Annotated in this window: 10 protein-coding genes; 7 read left to right on the plus strand and 3 right to left on the minus strand. The window is 66.1% G+C overall.

Translation table 11 applies throughout. The features are described 5' to 3' along the window. The 6 genes from RT551_RS16430 to RT551_RS16455 all read left to right on the plus strand — a co-directional run. On the plus strand, window positions 1–554 hold a 554-nt coding region (locus RT551_RS16430; protein ID WP_313460623.1), incomplete at its 5' end, for an SDR family NAD(P)-dependent oxidoreductase. A 79-nt stretch (window positions 555–633) separates the two neighbouring features. Continuing rightward, window positions 634–1833 carry an efflux RND transporter periplasmic adaptor subunit gene (locus tag RT551_RS16435; protein WP_313460625.1) on the plus strand — a complete coding sequence of 400 codons (1200 nt, stop codon included), beginning with the start codon at window positions 634–636 and terminating at the stop codon, window positions 1831–1833. Between the two features lie 129 nt (window positions 1834–1962). Beyond that, complete coding sequence (locus RT551_RS16440) at window positions 1963–5136, plus strand: multidrug efflux RND transporter permease subunit (RefSeq protein WP_313460627.1); 3174 nt, start codon at window positions 1963–1965, stop codon at window positions 5134–5136. A gap of 24 nt (window positions 5137–5160) precedes the next feature. Then, window positions 5161–5898, plus strand: coding sequence for an SDR family oxidoreductase (locus RT551_RS16445; protein ID WP_313460629.1), 738 nt, complete (start codon window positions 5161–5163; stop codon window positions 5896–5898). Further along, window positions 5892–7322: an efflux transporter outer membrane subunit gene (locus tag RT551_RS16450; protein WP_313460631.1), complete on the plus strand. Its 1431-nt coding sequence runs from the start codon at window positions 5892–5894 to the stop codon at window positions 7320–7322. The genes RT551_RS16445 and RT551_RS16450 overlap by 7 nt, the downstream gene beginning before the upstream one ends. A gap of 151 nt (window positions 7323–7473) precedes the next feature. Next, a complete protein-coding gene (locus tag RT551_RS16455) occupies window positions 7474–7719 on the plus strand; it encodes a hypothetical protein (protein ID WP_313460633.1) in 246 nt (81 codons plus the stop codon). Window positions 7720–7803: 84 nt separating this feature from the next. Here the strand turns inward: RT551_RS16455 and RT551_RS16460 are convergent, their stop codons facing one another. Both RT551_RS16460 and RT551_RS16465 read right to left on the minus strand, forming a co-directional pair. Continuing rightward, on the minus strand, window positions 7804–8676 hold the full coding sequence (locus RT551_RS16460; RefSeq protein ID WP_313460635.1) for an endonuclease/exonuclease/phosphatase family protein: 873 nt from the start codon (window positions 8674–8676) through the stop codon (window positions 7804–7806). 93 nt (window positions 8677–8769) lie between these two features. Then, window positions 8770–15909, minus strand: coding sequence for a hypothetical protein (locus RT551_RS16465; RefSeq protein ID WP_313460637.1), 7140 nt, complete (start codon window positions 15907–15909; stop codon window positions 8770–8772). A 370-nt stretch (window positions 15910–16279) separates the two neighbouring features. Here RT551_RS16465 and RT551_RS16470 point away from each other — a divergent pair, with 370 nt between their 5' ends. Continuing rightward, a complete protein-coding gene (locus tag RT551_RS16470; protein WP_313460639.1) occupies window positions 16280–17293 on the plus strand; it encodes a serine hydrolase in 1014 nt (337 codons plus the stop codon). Between the two features lie 7 nt (window positions 17294–17300). On the opposite strand, the gene RT551_RS16475 is transcribed toward RT551_RS16470, so the two are convergent. Beyond that, on the minus strand, window positions 17301–17501 hold the full coding sequence (locus RT551_RS16475) for a hypothetical protein (protein ID WP_313460641.1): 201 nt from the start codon (window positions 17499–17501) through the stop codon (window positions 17301–17303). Window positions 17502–18198 lie beyond the last annotated feature (697 nt).

The raw sequence follows: 18198 nt of genomic DNA on the forward strand, positions 1-18198 counted from the left end.
CCGAACGCATCGCCCAGCGTCCGCGTGCGCTCGCCGCGGTGATCGCCAGTCTCGGCGCACCGCTGCGTTCGGCGCGGCTGCTGGACCAGTCCGCCGATTGGCTGCAGCAGCGCCTGCACACCGACCTGATGCCGCACGTCAACGCCGCCCATCACCTGCTGCCGCTGCTGCAGCCGCGCGCCGGCGGTGCCCACTACGTGGTCATCGGCAGCCCGTGCGGCATGCGTCCCTGGGCCGGTCACGGCGACACCTCGGTGGCTTCGGCCGCATTGCGTATGTTCGTGCAGGTGCTGCACGAAGAAGCACAGGGTGTCGGCGTGCGTGCACAGATGCTGGAGGTAACGCACCCGGTGTGTACCCCGGTGAATGCCGCCAATGCCTGCGCCGAATGGCCCAGCGCGCTGGCCGTCGGCCGCCGCGTGGTGTCGGTGCTGGATGACTGCCGCGACACCCGCCCGTTCCTGCGCTGTGACACGCGCGACAGCGTCCTGCCCAAGGGCCTGCTGAAGATGAGCGGCCCGGCCCCCTGGAAAAACTCGCTCGACATGGCTTGACCTCAACCATTGTTGAGGTCCGAACATGCGCCCCCTGTTGCAACTGCTTCCCCGTTACCACCCCCTACGGATGATTCCCATGAACCTTTCCTCCTCTACTCCGATTGTCCGGCGCGTTGCGCTGGGTACCGTGACCGCCCTGGCCCTGGCGGTGATGGTCGGCTGCAGCGGCAGCCACGCTGAAACCGCCGCGCCGCCGCCGCCGCAGGTCACCGCCGCACCGGTGCTGATCAAGCCGGTCAGCCAGTGGGACGACTTCAGCGGCCGCGTTGAAGCCGTGCAGAGCGTCGAGCTGCGTCCGCGCGTGAGCGGCTACATCGACAAGGTCAACTACACCGAAGGCGAAGAGGTGAAGAAGGGGGACGTACTGTTCACCATCGACGCCCGCAGCTACCAGGCCGAGTACGACCGCGCCCGTGCCGAGCTGACCCGCGCCCGCACCCAGGCCAGCCTGGCCCGCAGCGAATCGGACCGCGCCAAGAAGCTGTCCGACCAGCAGGCCATCTCCACTGAAACCTGGGAACAGCGTCGCGCCGCCGCCGATCAGTCCGGGGCCGCCGTGCAGGCCGCGCAGGCGGCACTGGACGCCGCCGCACTGAACCTGGAGTTCACCAAGGTGCGTGCGCCGATCAACGGCCGCGCCGGTCGCGCGATGGTGACTGCCGGCAACCTGGTCACCGCCGGCGACAGCGCCAGCGTGCTGACCACGCTGGTTTCGCTGGACACCGTGCACGTGTACTTCGATGCCGACGAAGGCACCTTCCTGCGTTACGCACAGATGGCGCGCAAGGGCGAACGCCCGAGTGAGCGTGACAGCGAACTGCCGGTGAAGGTCGGCCTGTCTGGTGAGGAAGGCTACCCGCACACCGGCAAGGTCGACTTCCTCGACAACCAGGTCACCCGCAGCACCGGCACCATTCGTGTGCGTGCGCTGCTGGACAACGCCGACCGCGCCTTCACTCCGGGCCTGTTCGCCCGCGTGCAGCTGCTCGGCAGTGGCCAATTCGAGGCCATGCTGATCGATGAAAAGGCCGTGCTCACCGACCAGGACCGCAAGTACGTGTACGTGGTGGACGACAAGAACACCGCACAGCGTCGTGACATCGTGCTCGGTCGCGGTGCTGAAGGCCTGCGTATCGTGCAGCAGGGTCTGAAGGCCGGCGACCGCGTGATCATCGACGGCGTGCAGAAGGTGTTCATGCCGGGCATGCCAGTGCAGGCCAAGGCGGTGGCGATGCAGGCCGAAGCCAAGCCGGCACCTGCGGTTGCTCTGAAATAACGTGCAGCCGGGCATGGCCCGGCTCTACATCTGTCGCGCCCCATGCAGGGGAGCTCGTTTCCACGGTCGCCAGCGGCCGTGGCGAGGTTCTGCATGCCGGCGTTGGCGAAAACCTCCAGGAATCCCCTCATGGACTTTTCCCGTTTCTTCATCGACAGGCCGATTTTTGCGGCGGTGCTGTCGATTGTGATCTTCGCCGCTGGCCTGATCTCCATACCGATCCTGCCGATCGGCGAGTACCCCGAAGTGGTGCCGCCGTCGGTGGTGGTGCGTACCGTCTACCCGGGTGCCAACCCCAAGGTGATTGCTGAAACTGTGGCCACGCCACTGGAAGAAGCCATCAACGGCGTGGAAGGCATGATGTACATCAAGTCGGTCGCCGGTTCGGACGGCGTGCTGCAGATGACCGTCACCTTCCGCCCGGGCACCGACCCGGACGATGCCGCGGTGAAGGTGCAGAACCGCGTCGCCCAGGCGCAGGCGCGCCTGCCCGAAGACGTGCGCCGCCAGGGTGTCACCACCCAGAAGCAGTCGCCGACCTTCCTGATGGTGGTGCACCTGACCTCGCCGAACGGCAAGTACGACACCCTGTACCTGCGCAACTACGCCCGCCTGCACGTCAAGGACGCGCTTGCCCGGATTCCGGGCGTGGGTGATGCGCAGATCTTCGGTGGTGGTGACTACGCCATGCGCGCCTGGCTGGACCCGGACAAGGTGGCCGCTCGTGGCCTGACCGCCAGCGACGTGGTGCGCGCGATGCGCGAGCAGAACGTGCAGGTGTCGGCCGGCCAGCTCGGTGCGGAACCGATGCCGAACAGCCAGTTCCTGACCCTGATCAATGCCCAGGGTCGCCTGCGCAGCGAGCAGGAGTTCGGCGACATCGTGCTCAAGGCCGGCGAAGACGGCGAGGTGGTGCGTCTGTCCGACGTCGCCCGCGTCGAGCTGGGTGCCGGTGACTACACCCTGCGTTCGCAGCTGGATGGCAAGAACGCCGTGGGTATCGGCATCTTCCAGGCCCCGGGGGCCAATGCGCTGGAGATCCGCGATGCGGTGATCGGCACCATGGACGAGATGCAGAAGACCTTCCCGGCCGACGTGAAGTACGAAGCGGTGTACGACACCACCATCTTCGTGCGTGATTCGATCAAGGCCGTGGTCTCCACCCTGCTCGAAGCCATCGCCCTGGTGGTGCTGGTGGTGATCCTGTTCCTGCAGACCTGGCGTGCCTCGATCATTCCGCTGATCGCCGTGCCGGTGTCGGTGGTGGGTACGTTCGCCGCGCTGTATGTGCTGGGCTTCTCGATCAACACGCTGAGCCTGTTCGGTCTGGTGCTGGCGATCGGCATCGTGGTCGACGACGCCATCGTGGTGGTGGAGAACGTCGAGCGCAACATTGAAGAGGGGCTTTCGCCCACGGCTGCCGCGCACCAGGCCATGAAGGAAGTGTCCGGCCCGATCATCGCGATCGCGCTGGTGCTGTGCGCGGTGTTCGTGCCGATGGCGTTCCTGTCCGGCGTGACCGGTCAGTTCTACAAGCAGTTCGCGGTCACCATTGCGATTTCCACGGTGATCTCGGCGATCAACTCGCTGACCCTGTCGCCGGCGCTGGCCGCGCGTCTGCTCAAGCCGCACGGTGCGCCCAAGGATGGCCCGAGCCGCCTGATCGACCGTCTGTTCGGCTGGGTGTTCCGTCCGTTCAACCGCTTCTTCAAGTCCAGCTCGGAGAAGTACGAGCGCAGCGTGGCCAAGATCCTCGGCCGTCGCGGTGCGGTGTTCGTGGTCTATGCGGTGCTGCTGGTCGGTACCGGCTTCATCTTCAAGATTGTGCCGCCGGGCTTCATCCCGACCCAGGACAAGCTGTACCTGATCGCCGGTGTGAAGCTGCCGGAAGGCTCGTCCATTGCCCGCACCGATGAAATGCTGCGCAAGGTGGCCAAGATCGCCCAGGAAACCGACGGCGTGGCGCATACCATTTCGTTCCCGGGTCTGAACGCGCTGCAGTTCACCAACACGCCGAACACGGGTGTTGCCTTCATTCCGCTCAAGCCGTTCAACGAGCGCAACGGCCGTACCGCGGCGGAGATCAATGCCGAGATCAACCAGAAGATCGCCGGGCTGGGCGAGGGCTTCGCGTTCGCGATGATGCCGCCGCCAATCCTCGGCCTGGGTAACGGCAACGGCTACCAGATGTTCATCGAGGACCGTGGCAACCTGGGTTACGGCGCGCTGCAGAATGCCGTGCAGGCCATGCAGGGCACCGTTGCGCAGACCCCGGGCATGGCCTTCCCGATCACCAGCTACCAGGCCAACGTGCCGCAGCTGGATGCGGAAGTGGACCGCGTCAAGGCCAAGGCCCAGGGCGTGGAGCTGACCGAACTGTTCGACACCCTGCAGACCTACCTGGGTTCGTCGTACGTCAACGACTTCAACCAGTTCGGTCGTACCTGGCAGGTGATCGCCCAGGCCGACGGCCAGTTCCGTGACAAGGTCGAGGACATCGGCAAGCTGCGTACCCGCAACAACCGTGGCGAAATGGTGCCGATCGGCTCGATGGTGACCGTGAAGGAAACCTACGGCCCCGACCCGGTGCTGCGCTTCAACGGCTACCCGGCCGCCGACCTGGCCGGCGAAGCCGACCCGCGCCTGCTGTCCTCGGCCGAAGCCATGAACAAGCTGACCGAAATCGCCGGGCAGGTGCTGCCGGCCGGCATGACCACCGAGTGGACCGACCTGAGCTACCAGCAGGCCACCCAGGGCAACGCCGCGTTCATCGTGTTCCCGGTCGCCATCCTGCTCGCCTTCCTGGTGCTGGCGGCGCTGTATGAAAGCTGGTCGCTGCCGCTGGCGGTGATCCTGATCGTGCCGATGACGCTGCTTTCCGCCCTGTTCGGCGTATGGTTGACCGGCGGTGACAACAACGTGTTCGTGCAGGTCGGCCTGGTGGTGCTGATGGGCCTGGCGTGCAAGAACGCGATCCTGATCGTCGAGTTCGCCCGCGAACTGGAAATGGGCGGGAAGGGCATTGTCGAAGCCGCGCTGGAAGCCTGCCGTCTGCGTCTGCGTCCCATCGTGATGACCTCCATCGCCTTCATCGCCGGCACCGTGCCGCTGGTGCTGTCGCATGGTGCCGGTGCCGAGGTGCGCTCGGTTACGGGTATCACGGTGTTTGCCGGCATGCTGGGCGTCACCCTGTTCGGTCTGTTCCTGACCCCGGTGTTCTACGTGGCGCTGCGCAAGCTGGTCACCCGCAAGGGCGGCGGCCAGCTGGTCAGCCACGGCGCACCGACCGTCCACCATCACTGATCCATTCCCCACGAGGTTATTGAAATGACGACTGAAACCCAGAAGATCGCCCTCGTCACCGGTGCCACCCGTGGCATCGGCCTGGAAACCGTGCGCCAGCTGGCCCAGGCCGGCGTGCACACGCTGCTGGCCGGCCGCAACCGCGACACCGCCGTCGCTGCCGCGCTCAAGCTGCAGTCTGAAGGGCTGCCGGTGGAAGCCATCCAGCTCGACGTCAACGACAGCGCCAGCATCGAGGCCGCCGTAAAGACCGTGGCCGAGCGCCACGGCCACCTCGACATCCTGGTCAACAACGCCGGCATCCTGGTCGACGACACCTCGCTGGCCCCGTCGCAGCAGAGCCTGGACACCTGGCGCACCACGTTCGAAACCAACGTGTTCGCGGTGGTCGCGGTGACCAATGCGTTCCTGCCGCTGGTGAAGGCTTCACCGGCCGGCCGCATCGTCAACGTGTCCAGCATCCTCGGCTCGCTGACCCTGCACAGTCAGCCGGGCTCGCCGATCTACGGTTTCGCGGTGCCGGCGTACAACGCCTCCAAGAGCGCGGTGAACGCCTGGACCGTGCAGCTGGCCTATGAGCTGCGTGACAGCACCACCAAGGTCAACACCGTGCACCCCGGCTACGTGAAAACCGACATGAACGGTGGCGAGGGCGAAATCGAGATCAGCGAAGGTGCGCGTTCCAGCGTCGGCATGGCGTTGATCGGTGCCGATGGCCCGAACGGCAGCTTCACCTACCTGGGTGAGGTGCTGCCATGGTGATCCGTGTGTTGACCGCGGCCGTGACCAGCGCCTTGCTGGCCGGCTGCGTCAGCGTCGGCCCCAACTACCAGGCACCGCCGGCACAGCCGGTGGTGCTGCAGGGGGCGGCAGCTGAGGTGTTCACCAGCGCATCGCCCGTAGCCAGCTGGTGGGCCCAGTTCGATGATCCGGTGCTGGAAGGGCTGGTGCACGATGCGCTCGGAGCCAACCTGGACCTGCGCATCGCCATGGCCCGTGTGCGTGAAGCGCGCGCGGTGTTCGTCGAGCAGCGTCTGGACCAGCTGCCGCACGTCACCGCCGGTGGCAGTTACGACCGCCGCAAGCAGCCGGACGCAACCGCCGGTGGCGAGCGCATCTTCAGTGAAACCTACCAGCTTGGCTTCGACGCCGGCTGGGAGCTGGACCTGTTTGGTCGCCAGCGCCGTGCCGCCGAAGCGGCGCGTGCTGATCTCGGTGCCGAGCAGGACAATCTCGCGGATGCCCAGGTCACGGTCGCTGCGGAAGTGGCACGCAACTACTTCGAACTGCGTGGCAGCCAGAAGCGTATCGACGTCGCCCAGCGCACCCTGGTCAACCTGCGCGAAACCCAGCGCCTGACCGAAGCGCGCTGGGAACTCGGTGCCGGCAGCGAACTGGACGTGCAGAGCAGCCGTGCGCGGTTGAAGGCGATTGAAGCCGACATCCCGCTGCTGGAAGTGGCGGAAGTGCAGTCGCGCCATCGCCTGGCCGTGCTGTTGGGCCAGCGTCCGGATGCACTGGATGCGCGTCTGCAGCCGCAGGAAGTGCCGGCCTATGCCAAGGCACTGCCGCTGGGTGACACCACCGACCTGCTGCGCCAGCGTGCCGACGTGCGCAGTGCCGAACGTCGCCTCGCCGCCGCCACCGCGCGGGTCGGCGTGGCCACCGCCGACCTGTTCCCGCGGATCAGCCTGAGTGGTTTCGTCGGCTTCCTGTCCGGCGACGCCAGTGGCCTGGTCAACGGCAACAACAAGGCGTGGTCGGTAACTCCGTCGATCAGCTGGGCCGCGTTCGATTTCGGAACGGTGAAGGCACGCCTGCGCGCAAGCAAGGCGCAAGCCGACGGTGCCGCCGCCGAGTATGAAAAGGCGGTGCTGCTGGCACTGGAGGACACCGAGAACGCGCTCACGCGTTATGCCAAGCAACAGGCGCGTCTGGGCATCGTGGTCGAACAGGCGCAGGCCGCACGTCGTGCCGAGCAGCTGGCGCAGATCCGCTACCGCGAAGGGTCGGAAGATTTCCTGACTCTGCTCGATGCGCAGCGCACCCAGCTCGCGGCCGACGATGCACTGGCCGCTGCCGAGTCGACGGTGAACGTCAGTGTGGTGGGTGTGTACAAGGCGCTCGGCGGCTGGGGCCAGCAGCGTGATGCCACGCCGCCGGCCATCGCCGGCACGATGCGCTGAGGCGGTGGGGAAGGGCGGCAACACCGTCCTTCCCCTTCATGTAGGTTTTTCCCGCGACCGCGTGCAGGGCGACGCCGCATTGACGGCATTGCCTCTGACGCGCTGCGCCATCACAAGGCTAAATAGGCACCCCACCACAGGAAGTGTGCCGATGCATCCGCAATACCAGGACGACAATCGCATGGGCGCGGCGAGCCTTTCAGCAGGCGTCGTGCTGCTGTTGATCCTGGCCGTGCTGGCCGTCACGTTGGGATTCGCCCGTCTGCCTGACGCGTTGCTGGAACTCGGCGTCGTGGCGATTGGCCTGTTTCTGGCCGTCAGTGCGCGCATCTACCAAGCACGCGAACAGCACCTCGCGCTGTGCCGCGCGCTGGAGCGGTTGCGCCGTGCACGCTGACCGACGGCAGCCACGCAGGGCGTGGCTCTACCATGAAGGTCCGCGTAGAGCCACGCCCTGCGTGGCTTCGCGGTCCAACCCCGTTCAACGCCCCGCCGGCAACACCACCTCCGCCATCACCGGGAAATGATCCGAAGGCAACACCCCACCGGGCTTGTCATCCAACGTCACAAACTTCAACACCTTCACCCCCCGCACCAGAATCCAATCCAGCTCGGTCGTAGGCGTGCCACTGAAATCATGGAACGTCAGCCGCGGCCCTTCGACCTTCGCCGCCACCTTGCGCGCATCCTCCAGCGCTGCAGTGAAGGTCGCATAGGTCTCGCTGCCGGGTTCGCTGTTGAAATCCCCGGTCACCAGCACCGGCACCCCGGCATGCAACTGCTGCAACCGCGCCACGATCGCCTTCGCCCCCTTCACCCGGCGCGGCTCATCTTCATCCCGATAGGGCAGGTGGGTATTGAGCAGGTAGAAGCGCTGACCATCCGCCGCGCGCTCGAACAGCGCCCAGGTCACCATGCGCGGGAACAGATTGCCCCAGCTGATGCTACCGGCCACTTCCGGTGTATCGGACAACCAGAAGTCGCCTGATTCCACCACCTTCAGCTGGGCGCTGTCATAGAACACGCCCATGTGTTCGTCGCCGTCGTCCCCGCGCCGCCCCTGGCCGAACCAGCGGTAGCCGGGCAGGTGCGCGGTCAGGTACTCGGCCTGCTTCTGCACCAGCTCCTGGGTGCCGAACACCGCCGGCTTCTCTTTCTGGAGCAGGGAAACCATCGCATCGCGACGGTCATCCCAGCGCCGCCCCGGTTCGGTATCCACCGGGGTGCGCACGTTGAACGACATCACCCGCAGCCGTTCGGCTGCGGGTGCGGGTGAACGGGCCTGCACGCTGCCCAGGGGCAGCGCCAGGGCAAACGCAAGCCACAGGGCGTGGCGCTTTCGAATCGACCGCATTGGAATCCCTCCATTCCATGAAAACGATTCCAAGCGTCGCACGGTTACGCGCCGGCGACTATGCGCGGGTTGGCGAAATGTCGATTCTCCCGCTCATTTCTCATACTCCAGCAGGTAGCGGACCGAGGCCTTCGCCTCCGATCCCCGCTTCTTGAGCTCCTGCATGACAGTGGGCAGCACCACGCCGCCACAGCTGGAACAGGTGTTGAGGAAGCTCACCAGGTTCACCTCCAGGATGTCGCTGGGCAGCAGGCGCACCGCAGGGTCTTTGGCGTCCAGCAGTGACAGCAGGTAGCGGAAGATCCAGTTTTCAGAATCACCGCCGCGGTCGAACACAATGGCCCGGCCCTCCGGGGTTCGCAGCACAGGCAGGGTGGCGAACACGGGATTTTCCGGGACGCCGGCATCGCGCGCATCCACGTAGCGGGTCCCCGCGGTCGATTCCGGCAGGTTCAGATTGAGCTTGCGCGCCAGCTTGCCGCCCGAGAGTGATCCGATCACGATCGTGCCTTGCGTGGTTTTCACCTCGGCGTAGGCGAAGTTTGCGCCGCTGACGTGCTTGATCAGGTCCTGTGCGGTTTCCGGCAGTACCAGGTTGTCGGCGGTGAGCGGCACCCATTCCGCTTCCTTGCCCTCCACCGGGAGCACGGTGTTCAGCATGTCGGCGACGTGCTGGAGTTCCTCCTTCGAGCAGGTCTGCAGCGCCTTCCAGTCCGGGATGAGCAGCCGGCTGAGCGAGACGAACTCCTTCTGCTCAGGCCCGCCCGAAAACACTCTCTGGGCGAACTGCTTCACCTCGTTCGGTTTTCCGTTCTCCTCACAATACGTCGCGTACTTCTCATAGCTGTCATACAGTTCCAGCTCATGCGGTTCGAACCCCGGCCGCAGGTAGTTGAAGGTCATCTCCGCGATGTTGCGTTGCACCTGCATCGATTGCGGGTTCTCGCGTAGCAAACGGTTCCGTTCGGACTGCCGCAGGTACATCGCGATGTCGTCGGGATTCGTCAACGGGACGAAGTGCAGCGTGTCGCCGCTGTAGTCCGGCACCGGTGCCACGTAGTACACGCTGCGATCCGGCTCGATGCATATGGACGGCTTGCCGTCGACCAGCATGTGCACGCCGCGCAGTTCGCGGCTGTCCTGCACGCCTTCGGCGATCGGCCCCAGGGTGATGACAGGCAGCTTTCGGTTCACCCGCATGCGGTCGAAGCTGCTGATGTCTTTGTTCAGACCCAGCAGTGAATCCGGTACCAGCTTTCCTTCCATCCGGGACAGGTACTTCACCTGTTCGGGTACGCCCAGCGCCTGCGCTTCTTCCGGCGTCAGCGGCTCCAGCTTGGGCGGCATCACCCGGCCCTGCGGGGACGTCCGTGAGTCCCACTTCTGCAGTTTTCCGTCGTGCACCATCACCGGCTTCTGTGTCTTGCCACCGGGAAGGGTGAATCCGTCCAGCGGTTTCATGTCGGCCGGGCTGTAGCTGCGATAGCCGAACGCGTGAGGCAGCAGCTCGTTGGAGGTGGGTGACTCCGGCAGTGGCACCAGACGATCCGGCACGAAGCGCAGCTGGGTCGGCCGGACGCAGCTGGCCTCCGCCGCTTCAGTTTCCACACTTTCAATGCCGCGCGGCTCCCGGCAGCCGGTGACGTCCAGTTCCTGCAGTTCGCCGATCTCGCCGCCATGCACCTCACGCAGGCGCAATGAGCCGTCGCTGGGATCCAGCAGATACGGGGTATCGCCGATCCAGACTTCCCACTGGTTGTCGCCGTGCTCCACGAAGCGCGCATCGGTGGCGTCGCCCAGCTGCAGGCGCACGCCATTCTCCACCACCTCGCCCGGGATGAACTCAGGCATCGGGTGGACCAGGCGCACTTGCTGCAATCGCGGACCAAAGGCAGCACCGGCGATGGGATCGAAGCGATACCAGCCATCCGGCCCGCTGATCATCAGCGTCATCGGCCCGCTGTCGACCTGACCCACCGCCAGCGTGGCATCGCTCAGCTCGAAATCGAGCTCGAATGAGGTCAGTAGTTCCTGCGTGGCGGTGCCGAGGGCGAGCTCGGCCTCCACGCTGTGCGCGGCCGCACCCAGTGCACGTTCGCCGCGCAGCACACCGCGCAGCCAACCGGCACCGCGCAGTGCCTGCTCCCATGCCTGGCCACCCAGCCGCAGCGTACCCTTGCCGATGTCGTAGACCAGCCCGGCACCGCTGTTGCGCAGCAACTCGCCGGCCAGTTTCCCGAGTGCTTCACCGGTATGCGTGGCCAGCGAAACCACCGTGTGCGTGCCGGCCTCGGCCACGATGCGTACCATGCTGCGGGCGAATTCCGCACCGGGAATCAGATTGCCCAGCACATCCACACCGCAATCCAGCGCGGCCTTCCCGGTTTCGCCGTTCACCAGGTCCTCGCCACAGGCGAAGAACGGAATCGTGAACTCAGCGGCTTTCTTCAGGAAGGCCTCTTCCTTGTCCAGCACCTGCTCCAGTGGCGTGTGATGGCTGAGCTCCAGTTTCTTCACTTCATCCAGGTGTGCATCCCAGAGCGGCTTGGCGGCAGCCATCGCCAGCACGTGCATGACATCCGGGTCGCTCATGCGCATTGCGTCCGCCAGCGGCGTCAGCGTCAGATCGCTCACAGGCGCAAGGCGGTCCGCGCGATGGATGGCGATGCTGCCGTCGATCAGGCCCTGCGCGTCCACGCAGGCCCCCAGCTGCGGGTCCACCACCGCGCGGCGGATCAGCCCGGCGCGCGGCAGGATCTCGAAGTACACCGCCTCGGCGTTACCGCCGGGCTGGCACCGCAGCAGCAACCCCTGGGTGGCGTCCTGATCGAACGCATGTACCTGCAACGGTGTGCACTGGCTGCTGCGCAGCACGTCCCGGTCTTCCGGCGGCAGCGCCTGCAGCAGGGCTTCAATGAACCCGCCCAGACCCTGTTCCACTGCCGTGCGGTACATCGCGAATGCCTCATCGAACTGCTGCAGGGTGGTCGACTGCCCGGCGCAGTGATAGGCGTCGGCAGCGACCAGGTTCAGCAGGGAGTCGTTTGCGCTCAGCAGCGTCATCACATCGCCATCCAGCGCGCCAAGCCCCTTCGGAATCGACAGCGACAGCGCTTCTTCCTGGTTCTGCAGGTGCGTGCCTGGGGTGATGCCATGCGATTCCAGCACCGGGATTCCGATCTGGTCAATCGGTAACGGCCACAGTGCCGGGTCCAGCCCCGTCGCCTTGAGCTTCTGTTCGGCGATCTTCCGGCGCGTCGGCGGTGCCTGCGCGATCAATGCCAGGTGCGCTGCGTGCGCATCCTGCGCCTGCTTCAGATAGTCCAGTGCGCGGTTGGCCTGTTCCGGCGTCACCTGGTCCAGGCGTTCCAGTTCCGGCAGCTGTCCCTGTGCGACGGCGTAAAGCAATGCCGGTTGCAGCATGGCGCGCGCCCAGCTGGCATGCAGGGCATCGTGTGCACCGGATTGCGAGGAAGGGGCCGACAGTGCGGCGGCCAGACCGGCCACCTGCACGTAGCTGACCCGCCCGCTGGCACCGGGCTGCAGCGCCTCCAGCAGCGCGACGCTGTGCAGGAAGGTGCTGCCCGCCAGCGAGCCCGGGCTGATGCCCTCCGGAATGTTGCGGACCAGCAGTGCCGGCTGCTGCAGTTCGCTCAGCAGCAGCCACTGCAGCAGGTTGCGTGCGGCCGGTGGTGCATGTGGGTGGCGCTTGGCCAGTAGGGCCGCGACGTGCGCCTGCCATTCGACGAAGGTCCGGTGTACGTGCTTCGGGTCCTTCAGTTCAGCGCGCAGTGCGTCGATCTGCGCGTGCCCCACGTAGCGTTCAAGCAGCGCCTGCGCGACCAGCCTCTGTGCGCCCTGCGGTGAGGACGGGCGGTCCTCGTTCGCGCCGGCCCAGTCGGTCTGTCGCAGCAACTGCTGGCCCAGTTCCGCGAACCCCTGGGTGCGTGACATCAGGTCCCACAGTTCGACCGAGGGCAGGGCGGCATCGCGGTCGGCGCTGTGCAGCACATCCAGCCCCCAGCGTTGCAGCAGCGTGTGCAGGTCGGGCAGGGCGGACGTGTCCAACGGTGTGGGCGCGAGCGGGGCGGGCGCAGGACGCTGGAACCAGCGTTCCATCAGAAGCCCGGTGCTGTTGGTGGTGGGCGCGTGGGCTGAGGGCTGCGGCCACAGCGGAAACGTCAGCGCCATCCGCGATGCGTCTGCCGGTGCGTCCACCGGAAGCAGTGCCAGCGCCAGCAGCAGTGCCTGTTCCGGCTCACGCAACAGCAGCGGGTCGGCCTCGGCCAGCGCCTGTGCCAGAGTCAGCACCGGTGCCGCGCCACCGGCGAACAAGGTCGGCACGTCCAGTAGTGCGACAATCTTCTGCTGCACGCTGGGCGGCAGCTGTGACAGCACCGCCTTGCGCAGCATCTCTGCGTGCACCTGCCAACCCGCGTGGTCCCGCTTGTCGACCGCACCGCTGTGCACTGTGTTGTCCTTGACTGCATCCACCCAACGGGCGACGGCGGTGCGGCCTTCCGCGCTGTCCAGCCACTGCTGCAGCAGATGCGGCCCGTTTACGATCAGCGTCCACGCGTCGAGACGGCCACCGACCGCTGCGTTGCTGGAGATGAGCGCGCGCTGGATCGCGTTCGCCAGCCCGTCGCGCAGGCTGAGCGCGTCCGTCGGGCAGATGGCCTGCGCCAGTGCATGCCCGGGTTGTTTGCCCAGCCACTCTGTCAAGGACAGGGAGGGTGCCGGCGTGTTGGGCGACAGGCCCGGCCCATCGGGGTCGCAGAACTCATTGCCCACCCGGTGGTAGAACGCCTGGAAGTGGCCCAGGCTCTCCGCATACCACGGGTCTGCGTCGTGCAGCGGCAGTTCAAGCTGGCTGTACAACTGCTGCAGGGGCTCAACCAGATGGCGCAGGTGCACTCCCAGGTTGAGTTCATTGGGGGTGAGCGGCCGGTCCTGCTGCAGCAGCATCCAGTCATGCAGCATGCCCGCGGTGCGGTGGAAGAGCCGCCCCAGACTGCCCTCCCAGGTCAGCACCTGCTTGCCGCTGCGCGCTCTGCGGTCCGCCAGTTCGCGCCACTCGGACATGTCGGACGTCGTGGTTCGCCACGGTGGCCGCGCGTCGCCGTAGAGCGTCCTGCTGTGCACCACGGCGATCTGCGCCAGGCAGCGGGCGGCATCGGTCAATACCAGGAGGCCCTCTTCACCCAGCAGCGGCGCGGCGACATCCACCCACCATTGGCGCAGCTCCGTTTCCTTGATGGGTGGGCAGAAGCTGTGCCTTGTGGGGGTCAGTTGCTCGGCGTGCGCTTTGACCACCGTTGCATTGATCGGTGTAGGCGAATGCAATGCCCCGGGGCGTGTCTTTTCCACCACGCGGCGGAAGAACGTGCGGCCTGCGTCGGGGGCTTTCTCGTCGTACTCGTCGAGCAGCTCGCCGGCGGCCAGGCCGATCCGGGCCAGAAGATAATGCGCGTCGTGCTCCTGCTGCGCGTGAACCGGGTCGCTGTGGCTGTCCGGTTGCGCGTGCACATTGCGCATCAGCTGCTTGAGCATGCGCATGAACACATAGATCTGCGCCTCCAGGCCACCGCGCTCGATCTCATACTCCTGCCAGGTCGACAGCTCCGGCAGCTGGTTGATCGCATCGAACAGCGCGATGCCCTGTTCGGTGCCGAAGAAGCGTTCCAGCGCCTCGGCGCTCGGTGGGCGTCCGTGCAGGTGCTCGCCGCCCTGTGCGAACAGGTCCGTGATGGACTGCAGCAGCCCCTGCGCGAAGTGGGCGGTATAGCCCGGGATCGCGTGCCACCAGGAGCGGTTCGGAACGTGGTCGATCAACCCCTGCATCAGCAGCAGCGGCACGGGGCCGGCCATCTGGCCGAACAGCTGCGCGCCGGCTCCTGGCAGCAATGCTGGGGCAGTGAGGTGCTGGGCAGCTTCCTGGCCCTCATCGGTCAACGCACCGGCCCGTGCCCGGGGCGGCAGCCAATCCTTGGCAAGCCACGTTGCGTTCGCCGTCGCAGCGGTGCGCGCTGGCGGGACGGCCCCCCCCGCGTCCGCCCTGGCCCTGCCGAACAGGTGGGCGAATGCGTTCAGGGCATCCTTCGCATGGGTCGCCTGCGGCTGCTGCGTGCTCATGAAGTCCACGATCCGCGCCGCCTGCTCGATGTGCAGACCGGCGACGTAGCGTGTCTGCGGGGCGCAGGCCATCAGCGCGGTGTCATTGGGTGCGGCTGGGGTCGTTGCTGCCCGGGTCAACCCATCCAAGGCTGTGCGAAACACGGTCACCGCCTCGGCGTGCGTGTCGGCCGGCACATCAGCCGGTAACGGAATGCAGGTATGCATAGTGACCGTACGACCCGAGGCGGCCATCGCCTGGCTGACGTGCATCAGGTTCAACGGGAAGTAGAGCGCTGAGGTCAGCGCGTGCGCAACGGTGTCGAAGCGGCCTACCGGCGTCACTGGCGGCTCCTGGGCCACAGTCGCCGAACGTGCCGTCTGCACCATCAATGTGCCCAGCGCGCAGGCGGCGGGCGACGTGTCACCGTCGACCACCGGGGCAGTGCCGGCCGCGGCTGCCAACGGCGAGCCGGATTCGATCGTGCTGAGAGGCGCGGCATTGCGTTCGACCAGATGCTGCAGGCCCACGCGTGCATCCAGCAGGCCATGCTCCAGCTGCTCCCGCTGACGCATGGCACGCAGCGCGGTGCGCACATGGGGGCTGTCGGCTAAAGGGGTCAATGTCTGCAACTGCGAGGCGGCCCACTCACCGCGCGCGTGCATGTCGCTCTTGAGCAGCACCTTCTTCTGGTACTCCAGCGCCAGCATCAGGCTGTCTTCCAATGGTTCGGCTGCCACCAGTGCCTGCCATGCATCCCGCGCCATGTCCTGTGGCCGATACAGCGCATCACGCAGCGCGGTAAGCAGCGGGTGTTCCTGTGCGTGCGTATGGCTCAAGCTGCGCCGCAGGTCCAGCACGGCCACTTCCCACTGCAGTGCAGGCAACCGCAGCGCATGCAGCAGCACGTCGCGCCACGCCTTCTGCTCGGCCGCCGGCATCGTTGCCGGTAACTCGCAGCGTGCCGCCATGTGGTCGCCCAGCAGCCGGGCAAGCGATGTGCCGGCGACCTCGGCGGCCAGCAGTGTGTGCAGCAGATCCAGGGTGACCGGTCCCGCTGCCAGCATCTGTGACAGAAGGTCGAACTGCGCAGCCGGTGCGCCGATCAGTCCCTGCATGGAAGGGACGGTCGAGGAGGGCAACACGATGGGCGGCACCATGCCCTCCCGGTTATGCAGATGGTGCAACCGGGAAGGGCCGGGTACCGCCGGTGGTAACTCCTGCAGGGGATCCGGGCGCGATAACGACGCCGTCGAGCGCGGGGCTGAGGGGGCGGAGGAGGCAGGGGAGGTGTGATTCATCGTACGAATGCCGCGCGGAGGGGCGCGTACGATCACCGCAGGCGAGCGCAGGCTTAATAGGAATAATCAGAAAAATTCGCGAAGGGCTTGAAATGGCTGCGCCCAAAAGGTTTACAGGACCAATGGCAGGGGCAGGCGCTGCGCCAAGACCGTAGGGTCAGCGGCATTCCGGTCCAGGAGCGTCGCCATGCTGCGTCTGTCGTGCCTGCTGTTGAGTGCGGTATCTGCCCTCGGCGCACACGCCGAACCGGCTGCGCCCTCTGAACCATTGACCGCCGTACTCGCGCGCTGGGACCAGACCGAGCATCCCGACCTGCGCGCGGTGGTGGTGATGCAGCAGGGGCAGGTGGTGGCCGAGCGCTACTACAACGGGGGCACGCGCGAGGAGCTGCACGACGTACGCTCGGCGGGCAAAAGCGTCACTGCGCTGCTGGTCGGCATCGCCCGCGACCAGGGCCGGCTGCAGATCGACCAGCCGGTGCAGCGCTACTGGAAGCAGGCGGCGGGAACCGCGATTGGCCCGGTGGCCTTGCGCGACGTGCTGAGCATGCGGTCGGGGCTGGCGGCCGATGACGAAGAGGCGTCTTCTCCCGGCAACGAGGACCGCATGGACGCCGCCCGTGACCCGAAGGCCTTCGTGCTGACCGTGCCGCGCGCTGCGCCGCCGGGCACGGAGTACCGCTACAACTCGCTGACCAGCTATGTGGCCGGTGTGGTGGTGACGGAAGCAGTTGGCAAGCCGATGGACGTGTTCGCCCGCCAGTACCTGTTCGCGCCGCTCGGCATCCAGCGATGGCAGTGGGCACGTGACGCTTCCGGCATCACCAAGGGGCAGGGGAATCTGTCGTTGCGTGCGCGCGACTTCGCCACCCTCGGCGAGCTGGTGCGCAGCGACGGGGTCTACCAAGGCAAGCGCATAGTCAGCGCGGCGTGGCTGCGCGATGCGCTGACCCCGCATGTGGCCATTGGCGACAGTGACCCGTATGCCGATGGCTACGGCTACTACTGGTACGCCAAAACCCATGACATCAACGGCACGCCGGTGCCCGTGCGTTTCGCGTCGGGCAACGGCGGCAACAAGATCTATGTGGTGCCGAGCCGACAGCTGGTGGTGGCCATTACCTCCAGCGCGTATGGCAAGGGGTACGGCCAGCGGCGATCAGAGGCGATTCTGAAGGCACTGCTGGCCGCGACCCCGTAACGCTGGGCTACGCGCCGGTTTTGCCACTTGCCTTGTCGACCGTCACGGTGACCTGCACCGTGGTCGGTTCGGCGTCCAGCTCGATGTAGGCGCGCACCAGCTTCTTCAGCGCATTCGACGGGTGGGTGTGGGAACGGCGCGCGGCTTCGCGGAACTGGCAGCGCTGCTCATGCGGCAGGTGTACCTTCATCACGACATCCTTGCTCATGGGGTGTGCCTCCAGCTGGGGGTTTCGAACGCGCCTGCGAACTGCATCTGCATCGTGAATCTCCTTCCGGTAGTTCCCCTTGCCGGGTGGCAAGGGGTCGGGAGGTTCGAAACCGTGCAAGTAAAATGATAAAACGGCGGGCGTATTCCCCCATTGAGGGTGTTGTATTAGCCACCCTCCCGACTCGGGTCACACTCACTTTACTCGCAGGGGTTTCGACGCCCCGTCTGGAAATCGTGCGCGGCATCGCGATGCAATGGAAATAGGCAGCGTCTATCGGGTCCCGTAGCGTTGTGTGCTGCAGCACGAAACATGTCGCTTATGACCTGTGACACCGGGTGGATTGGTGCTTTCTGTGTAGTTCGCGACGATCTGCGCACGTCGAGATGCGTGGCAAACGAGCGTCGCGCAGAACGACGCAATCAACCCGAACGCCGCTACGCGACGGGTTCGGATGTGCTGGGACGTGATGGGGCTCTGGTGGGGTCGGTCGATAGACGACCGCCGATATCAACCATCACTGCTGTAACGCATGGCCATCGAACGTAAGGCACGCGTCTACGTTCGAGGTCATGCGTTACCGAACTGATCACCGCTATGTGCCGTCGTCTGTCGACCGACGCTACCCGGCGAGATGGCGAGATGGCGAGATGGCGTGATGGCGTGATCGGCCCTATCGACCCTATCGACCCTAGAA

The sequence above is a fragment of the Stenotrophomonas sp. genome (assembly GCF_032103445.1).
Lineage (GTDB): Bacteria > Pseudomonadota > Gammaproteobacteria > Xanthomonadales > Xanthomonadaceae > Stenotrophomonas.